This is a genomic window from Mesorhizobium sp. ZC-5 (assembly GCF_025753855.1).
Lineage (GTDB): Bacteria > Pseudomonadota > Alphaproteobacteria > Rhizobiales > Rhizobiaceae > Neomesorhizobium.
In genome coordinates this window covers 80,406-97,973 of the sequence record NZ_JAOWPT010000005.1, presented here as the reverse complement: position 1 = coordinate 97,973, position 17,568 = coordinate 80,406, and the positions used below count along the sequence as shown (strand labels likewise).

The following is a 17,568-nucleotide window of genomic DNA, read 5'->3' as shown; positions in this document are numbered from 1 at the left end:
GATTTTCATTTTTTTGACCGCACCTCGAACGCGGACAGTTATGGCGCGAAGATCGACCAGTTCATCGCCTTCGCCAGTTTCTCCAGCGCGATCGAGCCGAGCTTCGAGTTACCGTTGGCATTGAGCCCGGGCGACCACACGGCCATAGACGCGACACCCGGCACGATGCCCATTATGCCGCCGCCGACGCCGCTCTTGCCGGGAATGCCGACGCGGAAGGCGAAATCGCCGGAGCCGTCATAGTGGCCGCAGGTCAGCATCAGCGCGGCGATGCGGCGAGCCCGCTCCGCCGAAACGACGGAATGCCCGGTTTCCGGATGCCGGCCCGCATTGGCTAGAAACCGTCCCGCCATGGCGAGCTGGCGGCAGCTCATGGCGATGGCGCAGTGGTGGAAATAGACGCCGAGCGCCAGTTCCGGCGCGTGCACAAGATTTCCGAACGAGCGCATGTAGTTGGCCAGGGCGAAATTGCGGAAGCCTGTCGCGCGCTCGGAGGCCGCGACCGCATGGTCGATGGCGATCGTGTCGTCGTCGGCGAGAAAACGGATGAAGCGCACGATTTCGCCGATCGTCTCGCGCGGCTGATGGCCGGCAAGCATGATGTCGGAGATGACGATCGCGCCGGCATTGATGAACGGATTGCGCGGGATGCCGTTTTCGTGCTCGAGCTGCACGATCGAGTTGAACGGATTGCCCGACGGCTCGCGTCCGACCCGCTTCCACAGCGCGTCGCCCACCTCGCCCAGCGCCAGCGTCAGCGTGAAAACCTTGGAAATGCTCTGGATCGAGAAGACGTCGTCGGCATCGCCGGCCGTCAGCACCCGCCCGTCATTGGTGGCGACCGCGATGCCGAACTTCCGCGGATCGACCTTGCCGAGCTGCGGAATGTAGGTGGCAACGTCGCCACGATCGGTCCGCGCCGCCATCTCGGCGGCGACGTCCGCCAGCGCCTGTTCAAGTTCCGGCATGCCGCCCCTCTATTTCAGCCAGTTTTCGATACGCGCCATGGCTTCGACCATCTCGTCATGGCTACCGGCATAGGAAAAGCGCATCGTCCGGTGCCCGGCAAGCGGATCGAAGTCGCGGCCGGGCGTTGCCGCGACATAGGCCTCGGCCAGCATCTTTTGCGCGAACACCATGCTGTCGTTGGTGTGGCGGGTAACGTCGCAGAAGGCGTAGAAGGCGCCATCCATAGGTGCGGCCAGCGGGAAACCGAGTTCGGGCAGCCGCTTCATCAGCAATTCGCGGTTCCAGGCATAGCGCGCCTTCACCGCGTCGAGTTCCTGCGTCGCCTTGAACGCTTCGGTCGCGGCGATCTGCGACAACTCGGGCGGCGAGATATAGAGGCTCTGCGCGATGCGCTCGACCTGCCGCACCAGCGGCTCGGGCAGCACCATCCAGCCGATGCGCCAGCCGGTCATGCAGTAATATTTCGAAAATGAGTTGATGACGGTGACGCCGCTGCCGTAGGCAAGCGCCGTGGCGTCCGGCGCGGCATAAGCCAGCCGGTGATAGATCTCGTCGGAAATGACGCCGATACCGAGCTTTTCGGCGGTTTCGACGAGCAGCTTCAGCTCCGCGGCCGGGATCACCGCTCCGGTCGGGTTGGCCGGGCTGGCGAACAGCACGCCCTTCAGCGGCTTGACGCGGTGTGCGGCCTCGATGTGTCCGGCATGCAGATAAGCATCGCCGCCGAGTTCGATCTCGACCACCTCGATGCCGAGCGCCGCCATGATGTTGCGGTAGGCGGGATAGCCGGGTGCCGCGATCGCAACGCGGTCGCCCGGATCGAACATCGCTAGGAAGGCAAGGTTGAACGCCGCCGAGGAGCCGGTGGTGACAGCAATGCGGCTCGGCGCGATGTCCAGCCCGTAGTGATCCGCATAATGCGCGGCGATCGCGATGCGCAGCGCCGCCAGGCCGAGCGCGTCGGTATAACCAATCCGACCGCTCTCCAGTGCTTTCGCGGCGGCTTCGAGCACACGCGCGGGCGCCGGATCCGATGGCTGGCCGACCGCCATCGAGATGACCGGCACGCCTTGCGCCTTCAGCCGGTTTGCCTCGGCAAGGATATCCATGGCATGGAACGGCTCGACGTCGCCACGGCGCGAAAGCGAAACAACCATGCGTAAACCTTTTCTGCCCTGGTTTGCCCGATCCGCCGGAATATTGCGGCGGCTGGCGCGCTTGGCGCATGCAACGCCGCACAAATGCCCGAATGATGTGGGGATCACAAGTTCATGATCCCTCGCATGCAGTCTTTTCATCGCCGTCCTGCTCATCTACCAGTGATTGCCGCCATGCCGACCAGATCGATCCTGTCCGCCACGTTCGCGATCGCGCTGAAAACCGCGACCGCCTTTGCCGTGGCACTGCCGCTGCTGACGGCTACGCCGACGGTCGCAACGGCGCAAAAAGGCGTGTCTATCGTACGCGACGCCGAGATCGAGGCGCTGGTGCGCGACTATGCGCGGCCCATCCTCGGCGCTGCCGGACTGTCGAAGTCCAACATCGAGATCATCCTGGTCAACGACCGTCGCTTCAACGCGTTCGTCGCCGGTCGCCGCATCTTCATCAACACCGGCGCGCTGTTGATGGCCGAGACCCCCAACGAGATCATCGGCGTCCTGGCGCATGAGGCGGGCCACATCGCCGGCGGCCACCAGGAGCGGCTGCGCGAACAGCTCGAACGGGCGCAGACCATGGCCATCGTCGCCGGCCTGCTCGGTGTCGGCGCGGTCGTGGCAGGTGCAGCGTCGAATTCAGGCGAACTGGCGCAGGCGGGTGCAGGCGTCGCCGCAGGCGGCGGCGAGTTTGCCCGCCGTGGTTTGCTTGGCTACCAGCGCACGGAAGAGGTCACGGCCGACCGGTCCGCCATCACCTATCTCAATGCCACGGGCCAGTCGGCCAAGGGCATGTTGAAGACTTTCCAGCGTTTCCAGTCGGCACTGTCGCTGTCGGGCGCCAGGGTCGATCCTTATCAAGTCAGCCATCCTGCGCCGCGCGACCGCATTGCTAACCTGCAGACGCTGGCCGAATCGAGCCCTTATTACAACGAGAAAGATTCGCCGACGCTGCAGCAACGGCACGACCTCATGCGGGCCAAGATCGCCGTCTTCACACAAGGCCAGGCGGCGGCTTCGCGGCTGTTCCGCGGCGAACGCGGCGGCCTTGCGGCGACTTACGCCGAAGCGCTTTCGGCCTATCTTTTCGGCAACCCGCGCACAGCCATCACCAAGGCCGACGCGCTGATCAAGGCGCAGCCGAAGAACCCGTATTTCCAGGAACTGCGCGCCGATTCGCTGATGAAGGCCAACCGCCCGGCGGAGGCCGCCGAGGCTTATGCCCGGGCGATGAAGCTCGACCCGGTGAAGTCGGGAACCTTGCAGGTCGGCTACGGCCAGGCGTTGCTGGCGACCGGCAAGCCCGATCTCGTGCGCAAGGCGGTCGGCGAGTTGCAGAAGGGTCTCGACCGCGATCGCCAGAATGTCGCCGGATACCAGTATCTCGCTCAGGCCTACGGCCAGCTTGGCGACGAGGCGTCAGCGGAACTTGCCCTGGCGGAAGGCCATTATTACAGTGGCAACTATCAGGATGCTAAGATCTTCGCTGCGCGGTCGCAGATGAAATTCAAGCGCGGCAGCCCCGGCTGGGTTCGGGCCCAGGACATCATAAACTACCGGCAGACCGGCAAGAAAAAGAAGTGAACCTTTTGGTCGCGTATTGCGACCAACCGGCAAAGGCCTGGAGATCGGAACGATGAAAAAGACAACCTTGCTGGGCAGCGCCGCTGTTGCGATCACCCTTGGCGTCATGGCTTTCAGCCTCATCGGCGGCGGTGAGACGCCCGCTGTGGCGCAGGAAACGCCGCAGACCGCGGCGCCCGCCGCTACCCTCGACCGCAAGCAGGTCGAAACCATTGTCCGGGAGTACCTGCTCGCCAATCCCGAACTGCTGCTCGAGGTCCAGCAGGCGCTCGACGTCAAGCAGAAGGAGGAACAGCGCGTCGCCGCCCTTGCCGTCATCGATGACGCCAGGGACGATATCTTCAATTCGGAATTTGACGGCGTCGTCGGCAATCCGAAGGGCGACGTCACCATTGTCGAGTTCTATGATTACAATTGCGGCTACTGCAAACGCGCCATCGAGGACATGCGGGCGCTCACCGAGGCCGACCCGAACTTGCGGTTCGTCCTGAAGGAATTCCCGATTCTGGGACCGGATTCGCAAAAAGCCCACGTCGTTTCCATGGCCTTCCGCAAACTGATGCCGGAAAAATACGCCGAATTCCACGATCAGCTACTCGGCGGTCCAGGCCGGGCGGGCGAAGCCAGCGCCGTCAAGCTCGCGGTGTCGCTCGGCGCCGACGAGGCGAAGCTGCGCGAGGAAATGAAGGACCCCGCGATCATCGATGCTTTCGGCAAGACCTACGACCTCGCCAACAAGCTCGCCATCACCGGCACGCCCTCCTACGTGGTCGGCAACGAAGTGGTGTTCGGGGCACTCGGACAGGAAGTGCTCGCCGAAAAGATCAAGGCGGTGCGGACTTGCGGGGAAGCAACTTGCTGATTTCCGGTTTCGCCGCCTGATTCACGGGCTGTGGACAGCACAAGAAGCCGCGTGCGCTCTTTCCGCGGCGGATTATGCCGATTATAGAAGTTCCGTCGCGCCGGGATCATCTCGGCGTCGAAAGGTTCCATATTGAAAACTGTCTTCATCCTCAACGGTCCCAACCTCAACGCACTCGGCAAGCGCGAGCCCGGCATCTATGGCGGCAAGACGCTTGCCGGGGTCGAAGAGGAGTGCAAGACGGCCGCTGCGGAACTCGGGCTTGCGGTCGATTTCCGCCAGTCGAACCACGAAGGCGCGCTTGTCGACTGGATCCAGGAAGCCGGCGACAAGGCGGCGGGTGTTGTCCTCAATGCCGGCGCCTACACCCACACCTCGATCGCCATCCATGATGCGATCCGGGCGATCCAGCCGGTTCCCGTCGTCGAGGTACATCTTTCCAACATTCACGCGCGCGAAGCTTTTCGCCATGTATCCATGGTCGCTCCGGTTGCCGTCGGGATGATCTGCGGCTTCGGCCCGCTTGGATACATCCTGGCGCTGCGGGCGCTGGCCGCCCGGCTTTGACCGGGCACCAAGAAAAACACAAGGGACCGCCTCGTATGTCGATAAAGAAAACCGGTGTTGACCAGCAGCTGATCCGCGATCTGGCGGGCATCCTGAACGATACCAACCTCACCGAGATCGAGGTCGAGCAGGGCGATCTCAGGGTGCGTGTGTCGCGGCAGTCGGCAGCCGTTCAGGCTTTCGCCGCGGCCCCGGCAGCGCCTGTCTTCCCGGGCCAGTCCAGTGCCGCCGCGCAAGCCGCGGCGCCCGCCGCGGCACCTTCCGATCCGTCAAAGAATGCCGTGCCGTCGCCAATGGTCGGCACCGCCTATGCTTCCCCATCGCCCGACGCCAAGCCGTTCATCGAAGTCGGCCAGCAGGTGCGCGAGGGCCAGACCTTGCTGATCATCGAAGCCATGAAGACGATGAACCAGATCCCCTCGCCGCGCGCCGGCACCGTCACCGCCATCCTGTTCGAGGATGGCCAGCCCGTCGAATATGGCGAGCCGCTGGTCGTCATCGAGTAGATAGGGATCGGGCGCCGGAAAATGTTCCAGAAAATCCTGATCGCCAATCGCGGCGAAATCGCCCTTCGGGTGCTGCGCGCCGCCAAGGAGCTCGGTATCCAGACGGTCGTCGTCCATTCGACCGCCGACGCCGACGCCATGCATGTCAGGCTCGCCGACGAAAGCGTCTGCATCGGCCCGCCGCCGTCGCGCGACAGCTATCTGAACATCCACCAGATCGTTGCGGCCTGCGAGATCACCGGCGCCGATGCCGTCCACCCGGGCTATGGCTTCCTGTCGGAGAACGCGAAGTTCGCCGACATCCTGGCCGCCCACAACATCACCTTCATCGGCCCCTCCGGCGACCATATCCGCATCATGGGCGACAAGATCGAGGCCAAGCGCACCGCCAAGCGCCTGGGCATTCCGGTCGTGCCGGGCTCCGACGGTGCCGTCACCGAGGAGCGCGAAGCCAAGCGCATCGCCGCCGAAATCGGCTATCCCGTCATCATCAAGGCGTCGGCCGGCGGCGGCGGCCGCGGCATGAAGGTCGCGCGCAGCGAGGAAGACCTCGAGATCGCCCTGGCAACCGCCCGCTCCGAGGCTGGTGCGGCCTTCGGCGACGACGCCGTCTACATCGAGAAATACCTGGAAAAGCCCCGCCATATCGAGGTGCAGATCGTCGGCGACGGCGCCGGCAAGGCGATCCATCTCGGCGAGCGCGACTGCTCCCTGCAGCGCCGCCACCAGAAGGTCTGGGAAGAGGCGAACTCACCTGCCCTCAACGCCGAGGAGCGCGACAGGATCGGCACAACCTGCTCCAAGGCGATCGCCGACCTCGGCTATTCCGGCGCCGGCACCATCGAGTTCCTGTACGAGAACGGCGAGTTCTATTTCATCGAGATGAACACCCGCCTGCAGGTCGAGCATCCGGTCACCGAAGCGATCACCGGCATCGATCTCGTCCACGAACAGATCCGTGTCGCCTCCGGAGGCGGCCTGTCGGTAACGCAGGACCAGATTCGGTTCCAGGGTCACGCCATCGAATGCCGCATCAACGCCGAGGACCCGCGCACCTTCGCGCCATCGCCAGGTACCATCACCCATTTCCACACGCCGGGTGGCCTCGGCATCCGCGTCGATAGCGGCGTCTATTCCGGCTACAAGATCCCGCCCTATTACGACAGCCTGATCGGCAAACTGATCGTGCATGGCCGCAACCGGGTGGAATGCATGATGCGCTTGCGCCGCGCACTCGACGAATTCGTCGTCGACGGCATCAAGACGACGCTACCGCTGTTCCGCGACCTCGTCGGCAATGCCGACATCGCCAATGGCGACTATGACATCCATTGGCTGGAAAAGTATCTGGCGGAGGCCGAGTAGCGCGGTATCTGTGGTTCGATGACCCGTCCTTACGCTCCCGGTTATCGCATCCCGCCAGATCTTTTGCTGAAGGCCTACGCATCCGGCGTGTTTCCGATGGCCGAAAGCGCCGACGATCCGGAAGTCTTCTGGGTGCGGCCCGAAAACCGCGGCGTCATTCCGCTCAATGCTCTGCACGTGCCGAAAAGTCTTGCGAAAACCATTCGCCAGGGCCGTTTCGAAATATGCCTCGACCATGATTTCGCCGCCGTCATCGACGCCTGCGCCGAAGAACGCGCGGAGCGCGAAAGCACCTGGATCAACGCGCCGATCCGCGAGGCCTATATCGGCCTGCATATGCGCGGCAATTGTCATTCGGTGGAAGCCTGGCGCGACGGAAAACTGGTCGGCGGGCTCTACGGCGTCTCGCTCGGCCGCGCCTTCTTCGGCGAAAGCATGTTTTCGCGCGAACGCGACACCTCGAAGGTCTGCCTGGTCAGGCTGGTGGCTCATCTCAACGAGCGCGGTTTCGTGCTGCTCGACACGCAGTTCACCACCGACCACCTGAAGCGTTTCGGCGCCGTCGATGTGCCGCGCCGCAAATATGAAAAAATGCTCGAGGCGGCGCTGCAGGGCGAAGCCGAATTCTAGCCTCGAACGGCTAGGCCACTGCTTTCAGCGGCGTCTGCGCGTGGAACATCATCTTCCAGCCATCGCCCCGCTTCACGTAACCGGAGCTGACCAGCGCGTTGTAAGGTTCGCCGCCTTCACGGACGGCATGAGCTTCGTAACTGAGAAGCACGATCCCGCCGGACGGCTCGACGATGCCTTTGAGTTCGATTTCCAGGTCTTTCCAGCGATTGGGCTTCCTGGCGGTTTCCGCGAGGTCGGCGTTGCTCATCACACCGACCATTTCCGGAAAAGCGACGAGGCAGTCGCCGTCGGTATGTGCCTTGAAGAATTTCTCTCCGCCGGTCCAGAAGTCCTTCTCGAGCGCGAAAATCTCATCGTGATTGGTTGCCATTGCAACGCTCCTCCACTGCGAGGGTTGGAACCTCGAATGGAACGCAGACAGCCGGAACGCGGTTCCGGAATGTTTCAGTTGGTTTTGGCTGCTTCCGGCGGCGGCACGTCCGACTTCTGCTTGCAGGCCTTCAGCCAGACGTCATAGACGGCGTGCTCCACGGCATTGAGGCCGGGGCTTTCGGCAAACATCCAGCCGGTGAAAATGCGCTGGATCTTGCGGTCGAGAGTGATCTCGTCGACCTCGACGAAGGAATCGGTCTTGGGTTCTTCCTCCTTCGGCCGCGAATAGCACACCCGCGGCGTCACCTGCAGCGCGCCGAACTGCACCGTCTCGTCGATATAGACGTCGAAGGTGATGATGCGGCCGGTGATCTTGTCGATACCGGCGAATTCGGCGATCGGATTCTTGATTCGCTGTACCGGGGCCGGCCCGGCTTCCGCCGGCGGTGCCTCCCCAGCCGGAGGTTCGGCCGGAGGGGCCTCCAACGGCTCCATTTCGATCGGTCCGAGTCCGTCTTCCGCCGGCGCCGTTTCTTCCTGCGCGTGGATCGCCCCGACAGCGGGGAAGGAGAAGGCGGCAATGCATCCCATCAGCAGCGCCGCATTCCTAAATCGCCAGTCAATTTTCATCAAATGTACCGGAAGTTGCACCCGAATCAGGTTTCGCCGAATGGGCAGTGTCACCGCACCATGCACAAAACCCGGTTAAACGCGAATTGTGGCAACAAAGGACCTGCCGTCGCGCCAGCGTCAATTACCCGGCGTCCAGGCGTCGTAATCGCCGGTGACGCGCGGCCGCTGTTCATTGGTTAGCACCGACCCCTTCGGCCGGTAGGCGGCAGGCGTACCGGTGAAATTCGGCTCGTGCGGCTTCTGCCATTCGCGCGGCTTGTAATCTTCCTTGGCCGGTGGCGTGTCGACGCGGTGGTGCATCCAGCCATGCCAGCCGGGCGGAATCATCGAAGCCTCCGAATAGCCGTTGTAAATCACCCAGCGCCGGGTGCGGCCTTCCGAATCCTTGCCGCCCTCGTAGTAGATGTTACCGAATTCGTCATGGCCGACTTCGGTGCCGTAGCGCCATGTGTGAAAACGGGTGCCGAGTGTCTGGCCGTTCCACCAGGTGAAGAACTGGGTCAGGAATTTCATGGTCTTTCCTCGCGACGGCGCGGGTTCCAGCTTACCGCCTTATGGCGTCCGCCGACGCCCGTGGCAAGGGGCTGACTGCCTCGCCGCGGCGATTGGCAGCGGTCGCTGTTCCACATAAGGTCATGCGCATCCGCGCCAGGATATCGCCAATGGAAATGATGCAGGTCTGGGAGTTGCTGAGCTACATCGTGACTGTGGTCGGCCTGCCGCTCGCGATCTTCATTTTCTTCCACGAAAAGCGCAAGCAGCGTGAGACCGAAGAGGAGGAAATCTACCAGCTGCTTTCCGACGGCTATACGGATTTCCTGAAACTCACGCTAGACAATCCCGACCTGAAGCTGCAATCGAGTACCGCCACGCCAAATCTCAGCGAGGATCAACGTGAGCGCATGCTCGCCATGTTCGGTATCCTCGTCGCACTTTTCGAGCGCGCCTATGTGTTCGCTTACAAGGACACGATGACGGTGCGCGAGGCAAGGCGCTGGCGTTCATGGGAGGATTTCATGCGCGAATGGTGCCGGCGTGAGGATTTTCGCCAGAATCTCCCGCAACTGCTGCCTGGTGAAGACCCGGACTTTACCGTTTACATCGGTCGGATCGCCGAGGAAGAAGCGCGTTCAATTGCTAATCCCGGAGCTTCATCTTGAACCCGGCATGGCTCTGCTTGAAGCCCAGCCGCTTGTAGAAACGGTGTGCGTCGCCGCGATCGTTGTTTGAGGTCAGCTTGATGGACATTGCCCCCGCCTCCCGGCCTCGCTCGATCGCATAGCGCATCATCTCGGCGCCGATGCCCAGACCGCGTTTGTCGGCGCGCGTCTGCACCGCGCCGATCGTCAGGTAGGAAGCGCCGCGCGAGGCAAGCGACGTCCCGAGCGTCATCTGGAACGTACCGACCACCACGCCATCCAGTTCCGCGACATATAGTGTGTCGAAAGGATTGGCGGCGATCCTGTCGAATGCCGCCTGATAGGCCGGCAGAGCGTCCGGATTGTTGGTATCGCCGTGGCCGCCGACATCGTCGGCGGCAAAAATCTCGATCAGCGCTTCCAGGTCGGCACGCTGGGCAAGCCTGATCGCGAGGCTGGCGGTATGGTCTTTGGCCACGGACGGTGATTCCTTCAACGTGTTTCAGCACTGCCGTCGTTAGCCGCTTCGGGGAGGATTTTCGAGATGCCTTCCGGCATCGCTGCGGCAATTTGAGCAACATCCCGCGGCTGGCCGCAATTTCGGCCAGAATCTGGGCCCAGTTGAACGTTCCGCTTTTGGAGATTTCCATGATCACCGATTCACTTGTGCGGCAGGGAAGCTGGTTCTTCCGTTGGCGCAGCTACGTTCTTCTGGGTTTCGCGCCGATGATCCTGCTGACGATCAGTCAGCCGGAACCCGTGGAAACATATTTCGGTCCATGGGCTGACGAATTGTACGAAGCGTTCTGTATCGCGATCGCTTTCGCCGGGCTTGGCATTCGCGCGCTTGCCGCCGGCTTCATTCCAGGTGGCACGTCCGGTCGCAACACGCGCCGTCAGATCGCCGAATCGCTCAATACGACCGGCATGTATTCGGTCACCCGCAACCCGCTCTATCTCGGCAACGCCGTGACGATCATGGGGGTGACGATGTTCACCCAAAGTCTTTCTCTGTCGCTCGTCATGTTTTTGTTCCTGATCGTCTATCTGGAGCGGATCATCGCGGCGGAAGAGCGCTTCCTGACCGAAAAGTTCGGCGAAACCTATCTGGCATGGGCGAGGAAGGTTCCGGCATTCTTTCCCCGCCTCTCCAGCTGGAAGCGGCCGGAACTGCCTTTTTCCTTCCGCACCGTGTTGAAGCGAGAGCATTCGAGCATGCTCTCCATTCTCGCGTCGCTTTTCGTGCTGGATCAGGCGCGCGAATACCTCACCGAGGCACAGCCAGGTCTTGATGGCGCTTGGATCGCATTCCTTGCCGCTGGATTCCTGGTCTATGCCGCCCTGGTATGGATGAAGAAACGGACACTATTGCTCCACGTCGATGGCCGCTGACGCGGAAATTCAGACCAGCGGCATCTCGTAGACCAGGGCCGGAATGTCGGAGCCCTCGCCTCCGCAATCGGCCGTGCGGCCCGTCCTGGCGAAGCCCTGCGCGACGTAGAAGGCAATTGCTTTTTCGTTTGCTTCCTCGACCTCCAGCCGCAGCAGTTTCGCTTCCGAGAAACTCTCGATGACCTCGTCGAGCAGCATGCTGCCGATGCCACGCCCCTGAAACGCGGGCAGGACGTAAAGCTGCCTGAGGGTGACCGTACCGCCCGTCTCGTCGGCCTCTGCATAAGCCATGCCGGCGATCCGCTTGCCGTCGTCGGCAGCCAGGAACTCCGAATTGGGCCGCGTCAGCCGCCGGCGCAACGCGGCGATCGAATGCCAGTCGTCGGTAATTTCGGTGACTTTCTCGGCACCGTAGATGCCGTCGTAGGTCGCGTGCCATGTTTCGACAAGCAGCGCGCGGATGGCTTCCAGGTCGCGTTCGCCCGCCGTCCGCACGAACATCGCCTATTCCTCGATGCCGAGCTTGGCCTTCACCAATGCGTTGACGGCCTGCGGGTTGGCCTTGCCGCCGGTCGCCTTCATTACCTGGCCGACGAACCAGCCGGCCATGCTCGGCTTGGCGCGCGCCTGCTCGGCCTTGTCGGGGTTGTCGGCGATCACCTCGTCGACTGCCTTTTCGATGGCGCCGGTGTCGGTGACCTGCTTCATGCCGCGGCTCTCGACCAGTTCGCGCGGGTCGCCGCCCTCGTTCCAGACGATCTCGAACAGATCCTTGGCGATCTTGCCGGAGATCGTGCCTTCCTTGATCAAATCGATGACCGCGCCGACCTGCTCCGGTGAAACCGGAGCGTTTTCAATGTCTTTTCCGGCCTTGTTCAAGGCGCCGAGCAGGTCGTTGATGACCCAGTTGGCGGCCGTCTTGCCGTCACGCCCGCTTGCCACCTTTTCGAAATAGTCGGCGATCGCCTTTTCAGAGACCAGAATCGAGGCGTCATAGGCCGTCAGGCCAAGCGCCTTCACCAGCCGCTCCTTCTTGGCATCCGGCAGTTCCGGCAGTTCCCTTGCCAGCGCATCGACATAGGCTTGGTCGAATTCCAGCGGCAGCAGGTCCGGATCGGGGAAATAGCGGTAGTCGTGCGCCTCTTCCTTGGAGCGCATCGACCGCGTCTCGCCCTTCGCCGCGTCGAACAACCGTGTTTCCTGGTCGATCTTGCCGCCGTCCTCGAGGATGGCGATCTGCCGCCGCGCCTCGTATTCGATCGCCTGGCCGACGAAACGGATCGAGTTGACGTTCTTGATCTCGCAGCGCGTGCCGAACTCACTGCCCGGCCGGCGCACCGACACGTTGACATCGGCGCGCATCGAACCTTCGTCCATGTTGCCGTCGCAGGTGCCGAGATAGCGCACGATGGTGCGCAGCTTGGTCAGGTAGGCCTTCGCCTCATCCGACGAGCGCATGTCGGGTTTCGAGACGATCTCCATCAGCGCCACGCCCGACCGGTTGAGGTCGACGAACGACATCGTCGGATGCTGGTCGTGCATCGACTTTCCGGCGTCCTGCTCGAGATGCAGCCGCTCGATGCCGACTTCGATATCCTCGAACTCGCCCTTGCTGTCCGGCCCCACGGAAACCGTGACGATGCCCTCGCCGACAATCGGCTGCTTGTACTGCGAGATCTGGTAGCCCTGCGGCAGGTCGGGATAGAAATAGTTCTTGCGGTCGAACACCGACTTCAGATTGATCTGCGCCTTGAGCCCGACGCCGGTGCGGATCGCCTGGCGCACGCACTCCTCGTTGATCACCGGCAGCATGCCGGGCATCGCGGCATCGACCAGCGAGACATTGGCGTTAGGTGCTGCGCCAAACGATGTCGAGGCGCCGGAAAACAGCTTTGCCTCCGATGTCACCTGGGCATGCACTTCGAGCCCGATGATGACCTCCCAGTCGCCGGTGGCGCCGGGGATCAGGCGTTTTGCTTCGGGCGTGCGGGTATCGATGAGAGACATGGCGGCCTGTGATGAAAGTGGGCGATGCGGCCCGTATGAACTGATACGAACCGTATTGGCCTTTCGCTAGTGCAAACCGCCGCCGGAGACAAGCGCAAAGCCGGGAAGGCAGCGCTGGCAGCCTTCATCGTCGATGCTGCGTGCAGCGGCCGATGACGCCACAGACAGTTGTCGGAAGGGTCTGGCTTACGCGGTGGCGATATAGGCGCGGATCTCCTCGGCCTCTCGCTCGACGTCCTCGATGCGCCGCTTCACCACGTCGCCGATCGAGACGATGCCGTCCAGCATGCCGCCGCGTTCCACCGGCAGGTGACGGAAGCGTCCTGCGGTCATGATTTCCATGACCTCGTTGACCGTGTGATGTTCGTTACAGATCTTGACCTTGGCGGTCATCGCGTCACGAACGGGATGGTCGAGCGCGGCGGCGCCATCCTTGGCGATGGTGCGAACGATGTCGCGCTCGGAGAGGATGCCGACGATCTTCTTGTCGCCATTGGTGACAACCAGCGCGCCGATGCGCCGTTCGGCCAGAACACGGATCGCGTCCGATAGCTTTTCATTCGGCCCGATCGTCAGAACGTCGTGGCCCTTGAGTTCCAGAATCGCCTTCACCGTCATGGTGACCTCCTCCTCTGCGGCCGGCACGGGCTTCCCGGCCAGCGTCCCTCCCCGACGCGACCTATCGTGCTCTCGGGAGCGGCGCTTTTCAAGTGTATGAAGAAATCCGCCAGCTGTATGAGAAAGCGCTAATGCCGAGCGGTGAAAGCTCAGTGTTCGTCCCAACCTCCGGGATCGCCGGCGCGCTGCTGCTTGTCGAACCAGTCGATGCACAGGAAGCCGGCCAGAAAACCGCCTATGTGCGCTTCCCAGGCGATCGTGTCGTCGACGCCCGGGGCAAACCCGACCAGCCCGGTGACCAAATTGACCGCCATCCACACAGCAAGGAAGGTGACGACGGAGCGCGAGCGGAACATCGCCGCGATCGGCATCAGCCTGCCGGCGAAGGCCGGCTTGCCCGAGCTTCGGTCGATCTGGAAGCCGAAGCGCGCCGCCGCTCCCATCATGCCGGAGATCGCTCCCGAAGCGCCGATCAGCGGCGCCTCGTCCGTCATGTGGAGAACATAGTGCAGCGCCGCCGCGCAGAGCGCGGTGAAGGCCCAGAACAACAGGAAGCGCGAAACGCCGAGGCGATTGGCGAGCGGCGAGCCGAATGCCGCCAGCCAGATCATGTTGACGGCCAGATGCAGGAACGAGCCATGCAGGAAGGCGTAGGTGATCGGGCTGGTGAAGGTGAAGACGTCAAGGACGAACCGTCCGGAATAGAAGATCGGAACGAATGCCGCGCGCGCCAGGAATTCGAGATCCTGCTGGCCGCTCAGGATATAGAGGCGCACGAGATGGACCAGCGTACAGAGCGCGATCAGCGCCACCACCACCGTTGGCAGATTGAACATCGGCTCGCGGCGGCGCAGTTCGACGGGTTCCGGGGCGGCGGCGCCGTCATTGCCTTCTGGTTGGCTCATCGACGGCGAATCTCCCGGCTTGCTCATCTTCGCCTATTTAGGCGAGCCGTGCCGAATCAGCAAAAAAGAAGGCCGTCCAGAGTTTCCCCTGAACGGCCTGTCGAGTCCCCGTGCTCCCCCTGAAACTTTGACTGAAGCGCTGCCGCTGGTCAGGAGCGGCTCCTTCATGGAGTGAATTAGAGGTGCCACAGGCCTCTTCGTTCTGCAACGTAAACCATCTGTTAACCTTAACGCCCCCGACCCGTGAACAACGGGCGACGCCGCTGGCATGCAACCTGCTCCGAACTGCATGTAGGTCACAGGAGGGCGCCCTTCTGTTCACCGATGGAACACTTGATGGCAGAACGCGCGGAGCGGATTAGCATGAAACAGGACGGATCGATCGCTTTGTTCCATTATTGGAACAGGTTGCGCGACGGACGGACGGCCCCCAAACGGACCGAAATCGAACCCGCCGACATAAAGACCCTCCTCGCCGATACCTTCATCCTCGAGAAGGATACGCGTGGCGAAGCCGTGTTCAGGCTCGCCGGAACGCGGCTGTGCGCGGCCTATGGCCGCGAACTCAAGGGGTTCTCCTTCTCGTCGCTGTGGAAGGAAAAGGATCAGCGGCTGATCGGCCGCCTCGTGCAGGGTGCCTTCACGTCCAAATCCGTCGTGGTGGTCACCTTCGACGGCATCAGCCGCAATGGCCGCGAAAATCCCTTCGAACTATTGATCCTGCCGCTCGATGGCGGCCTGGAGAACCCGCGCTGCATGGGCGTCATTTCGGCCATCGCCAGGCCCTATTGGCTCGGCGCCGACCCGATCGTCGAGGCGCGCATCGATTCGGTGCGCGTCGTCGACCCCGATCGCGAACCGATGTTCCTGAAGAGCCGGCCGGCGCTGCCGGTTCCCTCGCTTGCACCGAGCGACGAAATCCTTGCCGGCGGCGAAACAGAGCCGGCGCGCGGCCGCCGCATCCGCCATCTTGTCATCTTCGACGGCGGACGCGAGGAATAGCTTAAAAATCCGGCGATTTTGCTGCTTCGGACTTACCGGTTGTTAACCGGAATTCCGGTATTTTCCGGCATGCGTTTCTTCGCATCGCGAAGGACATGAGGGGAATGCCGTGATGCAGTCTGCTGCGGTCGATCTGAAGTCGTCCAGAGTGGAAAGAAGGAACTTCCAGCGCGTCCGCGTCAAGATGTACGGGCGATTCATGCTGGAAGACCGGTCGGAACATGCCTGCCAGGTCGTCGACATGTCGCCCGGCAACGTTGCGCTGCGTGCCGATCGTGTTGGCGACCCCGGCGAAAAGGTCATTGCCTATATCGACCATATAGGCCGCGTCGAAGGTGTGGTCACCCGCACGATGCAGGACGGTTTCGCCATGACCGTCATCGCCTCGGACCGCAAGAAGGACAAGCTCGCCGCGCAACTCACCTGGCTTGCCAACAAGCACGAACTCGACCTGCCGGAAGATCGCCGCCACGAACGTGTTGCGCCGCGCAATCCGTCAAGCGTTCTGGTGCTGACGGACGGACGCCAGTATCCGTGCCGCATCATCGACCTGTCGCTGTCCGGTGCTGCCGTCGAGATCGACGTCAAGCCGGCGCTTGGCGTCCAGGTCACGCTCGGCACCATGCGTGGCCAGGTTGTCCGTCATTTCGAGGACGGCGTCGCTCTCGAATTCGCAGTCATCCAGCGGCCCGAGACGCTCGAGACGGAATTCAGCAGCAGCCGCCCGTCCTGATCCGGCGGAGCCGGCGGCTCCAGCTTCCTTCATACCGATTTACAACGCGGCGCAGCTTGCCGCGATAATGATCCCGCGCCAGGCATTGCGGGCCGGCGCCCCGCGGTAGCGTTAGCCCCCTTGGCCGCTGCGCACCCCGCCTTCCCTGCCCTGCCAGTCTGGCTCTTCCCCCGCGCACCTTGCGCCCCACCGCCGCATGGCACCATGGTTAACAGCCGGCACCAATTTTATGAAAATTTTATACTTATTTGATCTAAGTTTTATTCTTATTCTCCTCTATCTCTATTCAATATATACTTCCGGATTTTGCGTCAAATAAATTCGCCTCTGTCATTGTGCCCTCGACTGGGGAGACGATACAATGACAAAAACAAAATTCGGACTGCTGCTTGCAGCCTTGAGCTTCTCGCTGGCCTCCTGGGTGGGGGCGGCACAGGCGGGTCCCGCCGCCATGGTCACTGGCGGCCGCACCACGCAGCCGATCGGCCACTATCAGTTCTGTCAGACGGAGCCGCGAGAATGCGCCCAGAAGACATCGAGCTCCCGTCCGGTGCAACTCACCCGCAAGCTCTGGGCGGCAATGATCAACATCAACAATTCTGTGAACACCACCGTGGTGCCGCGTACCGATGCGGAAATGTGGGGCCAGGAAGAGATCTGGTCATTCCCGGACGGCGTCGGCGACTGCGAGGACTATGTGCTGGAAAAGCGCCGCGAGTTGATGACGCTCGGCGTCCCGGCCGGCAGCCTGCTTATCACCGTGGTCCGCCAGCCGAATGGCGACGGCCACGCGGTGCTCACCGTGCGCACCAGCAACGGCGACTACATCCTCGACAATCTGGAGCCCCGCGTTCTCGCCTGGCAGGACACCGACTACACCTATCTCAAGCGCCAATCGGAGAAGAACTCCGGCGCCTGGGTGTCGATCAATGACGGCCGCGCGGTTGCGGTCGGTTCGGTCAGGTAACCGAGCGACAGGAATACCCGGTCGAGTCCCCACCCTCCCCGTCCCCAACGACCGGGTTAGGAGCCGGCCCAGTCCCCGGGCCGGCTCCACCTTTTTGGAGTGAGAAAACAACAGGCCTGGCAAGGCCAGGCCTGTTTCAATTCAACCGGAAGCTTGCAGA

At 62.5% G+C, this 17,568-nt stretch carries 21 protein-coding genes; 11 read left to right on the top strand and 10 right to left on the bottom strand.

Annotated features, from left to right (window positions below):
* Nucleotides 1–38 precede the first annotated feature (38 nt).
* Both OHD58_RS15565 and OHD58_RS15560 read right to left on the bottom strand, forming a co-directional pair.
* The gene (locus OHD58_RS15565; protein WP_263804332.1) at nucleotides 39–968 is read right to left on the bottom strand and encodes a glutaminase; all 930 of its coding nucleotides are present in this window, start codon (nucleotides 966–968) and stop codon (nucleotides 39–41) included.
* A gap of 9 nt (nucleotides 969–977) precedes the next feature.
* Nucleotides 978–2,126 (bottom strand): pyridoxal phosphate-dependent aminotransferase, encoded by a 1,149-nt coding sequence (locus OHD58_RS15560; RefSeq protein WP_263804331.1) that lies wholly within the window; start codon nucleotides 2,124–2,126, stop codon nucleotides 978–980.
* Between the two features lie 174 nt (nucleotides 2,127–2,300).
* Between OHD58_RS15560 and OHD58_RS15555 the strand changes: the two genes are divergently transcribed.
* From OHD58_RS15555 to aat, 6 genes are all read left to right on the top strand, one after another.
* Nucleotides 2,301–3,707 (top strand): M48 family metalloprotease, encoded by a 1,407-nt coding sequence (locus OHD58_RS15555; protein ID WP_263804330.1) that lies wholly within the window; start codon nucleotides 2,301–2,303, stop codon nucleotides 3,705–3,707.
* 52 nt (nucleotides 3,708–3,759) lie between these two features.
* Nucleotides 3,760–4,569, top strand: coding sequence for a DsbA family protein (locus tag OHD58_RS15550; RefSeq protein ID WP_263804329.1), 810 nt, complete (start codon nucleotides 3,760–3,762; stop codon nucleotides 4,567–4,569).
* Between the two features lie 132 nt (nucleotides 4,570–4,701).
* Nucleotides 4,702–5,136, top strand: coding sequence for a type II 3-dehydroquinate dehydratase (gene aroQ, locus OHD58_RS15545; protein ID WP_263804328.1), 435 nt, complete (start codon nucleotides 4,702–4,704; stop codon nucleotides 5,134–5,136).
* Nucleotides 5,137–5,171: 35 nt separating this feature from the next.
* Nucleotides 5,172–5,642: an acetyl-CoA carboxylase biotin carboxyl carrier protein gene (gene accB / locus OHD58_RS15540; RefSeq protein WP_263804327.1), complete on the top strand. Its 471-nt coding sequence runs from the start codon at nucleotides 5,172–5,174 to the stop codon at nucleotides 5,640–5,642.
* Between the two features lie 21 nt (nucleotides 5,643–5,663).
* The gene (accC, locus tag OHD58_RS15535; protein ID WP_263804326.1) at nucleotides 5,664–7,007 is read left to right on the top strand and encodes an acetyl-CoA carboxylase biotin carboxylase subunit; all 1,344 of its coding nucleotides are present in this window, start codon (nucleotides 5,664–5,666) and stop codon (nucleotides 7,005–7,007) included.
* Between the two features lie 18 nt (nucleotides 7,008–7,025).
* A complete protein-coding gene (gene aat, locus OHD58_RS15530; protein ID WP_263804325.1) occupies nucleotides 7,026–7,637 on the top strand; it encodes a leucyl/phenylalanyl-tRNA--protein transferase in 612 nt (203 codons plus the stop codon).
* A 10-nt stretch (nucleotides 7,638–7,647) separates the two neighbouring features.
* Here aat and OHD58_RS15525 read toward each other — a convergent pair whose 3' ends face one another.
* The 3 genes from OHD58_RS15525 to OHD58_RS15515 form a co-directional block, all read right to left on the bottom strand.
* Nucleotides 7,648–8,010: a hypothetical protein gene (locus OHD58_RS15525; RefSeq protein ID WP_263804324.1), complete on the bottom strand. Its 363-nt coding sequence runs from the start codon at nucleotides 8,008–8,010 to the stop codon at nucleotides 7,648–7,650.
* Between the two features lie 74 nt (nucleotides 8,011–8,084).
* A complete protein-coding gene (locus OHD58_RS15520; RefSeq protein ID WP_263804685.1) occupies nucleotides 8,085–8,507 on the bottom strand; it encodes a DUF2155 domain-containing protein in 423 nt (140 codons plus the stop codon).
* A 255-nt stretch (nucleotides 8,508–8,762) separates the two neighbouring features.
* Nucleotides 8,763–9,158 (bottom strand): NADH:ubiquinone oxidoreductase subunit NDUFA12, encoded by a 396-nt coding sequence (locus OHD58_RS15515; RefSeq protein WP_263804323.1) that lies wholly within the window; start codon nucleotides 9,156–9,158, stop codon nucleotides 8,763–8,765.
* Between the two features lie 149 nt (nucleotides 9,159–9,307).
* Here OHD58_RS15515 and OHD58_RS15510 point away from each other — a divergent pair, with 149 nt between their 5' ends.
* Nucleotides 9,308–9,805, top strand: coding sequence for a hypothetical protein (locus OHD58_RS15510; RefSeq protein ID WP_263804322.1), 498 nt, complete (start codon nucleotides 9,308–9,310; stop codon nucleotides 9,803–9,805).
* Here the strand turns inward: OHD58_RS15510 and OHD58_RS15505 are convergent.
* Nucleotides 9,783–10,262, bottom strand: a complete 480-nt coding sequence (locus OHD58_RS15505; RefSeq protein ID WP_263804321.1) for a GNAT family N-acetyltransferase — start codon at nucleotides 10,260–10,262, stop codon at nucleotides 9,783–9,785. The genes OHD58_RS15510 and OHD58_RS15505 overlap by 23 nt on opposite strands.
* Nucleotides 10,263–10,432: 170 nt before the next feature.
* Between OHD58_RS15505 and OHD58_RS15500 the strand changes: the two genes are divergently transcribed.
* Complete coding sequence (locus OHD58_RS15500) at nucleotides 10,433–11,176, top strand: methyltransferase family protein (protein ID WP_263804320.1); 744 nt, start codon at nucleotides 10,433–10,435, stop codon at nucleotides 11,174–11,176.
* Between the two features lie 9 nt (nucleotides 11,177–11,185).
* Here the strand turns inward: OHD58_RS15500 and OHD58_RS15495 are convergent, their stop codons facing one another.
* The 4 genes from OHD58_RS15495 to OHD58_RS15480 all read right to left on the bottom strand — a co-directional run bounded on the left by OHD58_RS15495 (nucleotide 11,186) and on the right by OHD58_RS15480 (nucleotide 14,706).
* Nucleotides 11,186–11,677: a GNAT family N-acetyltransferase gene (locus OHD58_RS15495; protein WP_263804319.1), complete on the bottom strand. Its 492-nt coding sequence runs from the start codon at nucleotides 11,675–11,677 to the stop codon at nucleotides 11,186–11,188.
* 3 nt (nucleotides 11,678–11,680) lie between these two features.
* Nucleotides 11,681–13,183, bottom strand: coding sequence for an Asp-tRNA(Asn)/Glu-tRNA(Gln) amidotransferase subunit GatB (gatB, locus tag OHD58_RS15490; protein ID WP_263804318.1), 1,503 nt, complete (start codon nucleotides 13,181–13,183; stop codon nucleotides 11,681–11,683).
* A 186-nt stretch (nucleotides 13,184–13,369) separates the two neighbouring features.
* Complete coding sequence (locus OHD58_RS15485; protein WP_263804317.1) at nucleotides 13,370–13,801, bottom strand: CBS domain-containing protein; 432 nt, start codon at nucleotides 13,799–13,801, stop codon at nucleotides 13,370–13,372.
* A gap of 149 nt (nucleotides 13,802–13,950) precedes the next feature.
* On the bottom strand, nucleotides 13,951–14,706 hold the full coding sequence (locus OHD58_RS15480) for a rhomboid family intramembrane serine protease (RefSeq protein ID WP_263804316.1): 756 nt from the start codon (nucleotides 14,704–14,706) through the stop codon (nucleotides 13,951–13,953).
* A gap of 363 nt (nucleotides 14,707–15,069) precedes the next feature.
* On the opposite strand from OHD58_RS15480, the gene OHD58_RS15475 reads away from it, so the two are divergent.
* The 3 genes from OHD58_RS15475 (at nucleotide 15,070) to OHD58_RS15465 (ending at nucleotide 17,408) form a co-directional block, all read left to right on the top strand.
* Nucleotides 15,070–15,708, top strand: coding sequence for a PAS domain-containing protein (locus tag OHD58_RS15475; RefSeq protein WP_263804315.1), 639 nt, complete (start codon nucleotides 15,070–15,072; stop codon nucleotides 15,706–15,708).
* A 112-nt stretch (nucleotides 15,709–15,820) separates the two neighbouring features.
* On the top strand, nucleotides 15,821–16,441 hold the full coding sequence (locus tag OHD58_RS15470; protein ID WP_263804314.1) for a PilZ domain-containing protein: 621 nt from the start codon (nucleotides 15,821–15,823) through the stop codon (nucleotides 16,439–16,441).
* Nucleotides 16,442–16,802: 361 nt separating this feature from the next.
* The gene (locus tag OHD58_RS15465) at nucleotides 16,803–17,408 is read left to right on the top strand and encodes a transglutaminase-like cysteine peptidase (protein WP_412177221.1); all 606 of its coding nucleotides are present in this window, start codon (nucleotides 16,803–16,805) and stop codon (nucleotides 17,406–17,408) included.
* The last annotated feature ends 160 nt before the right edge of the window (nucleotides 17,409–17,568 follow it).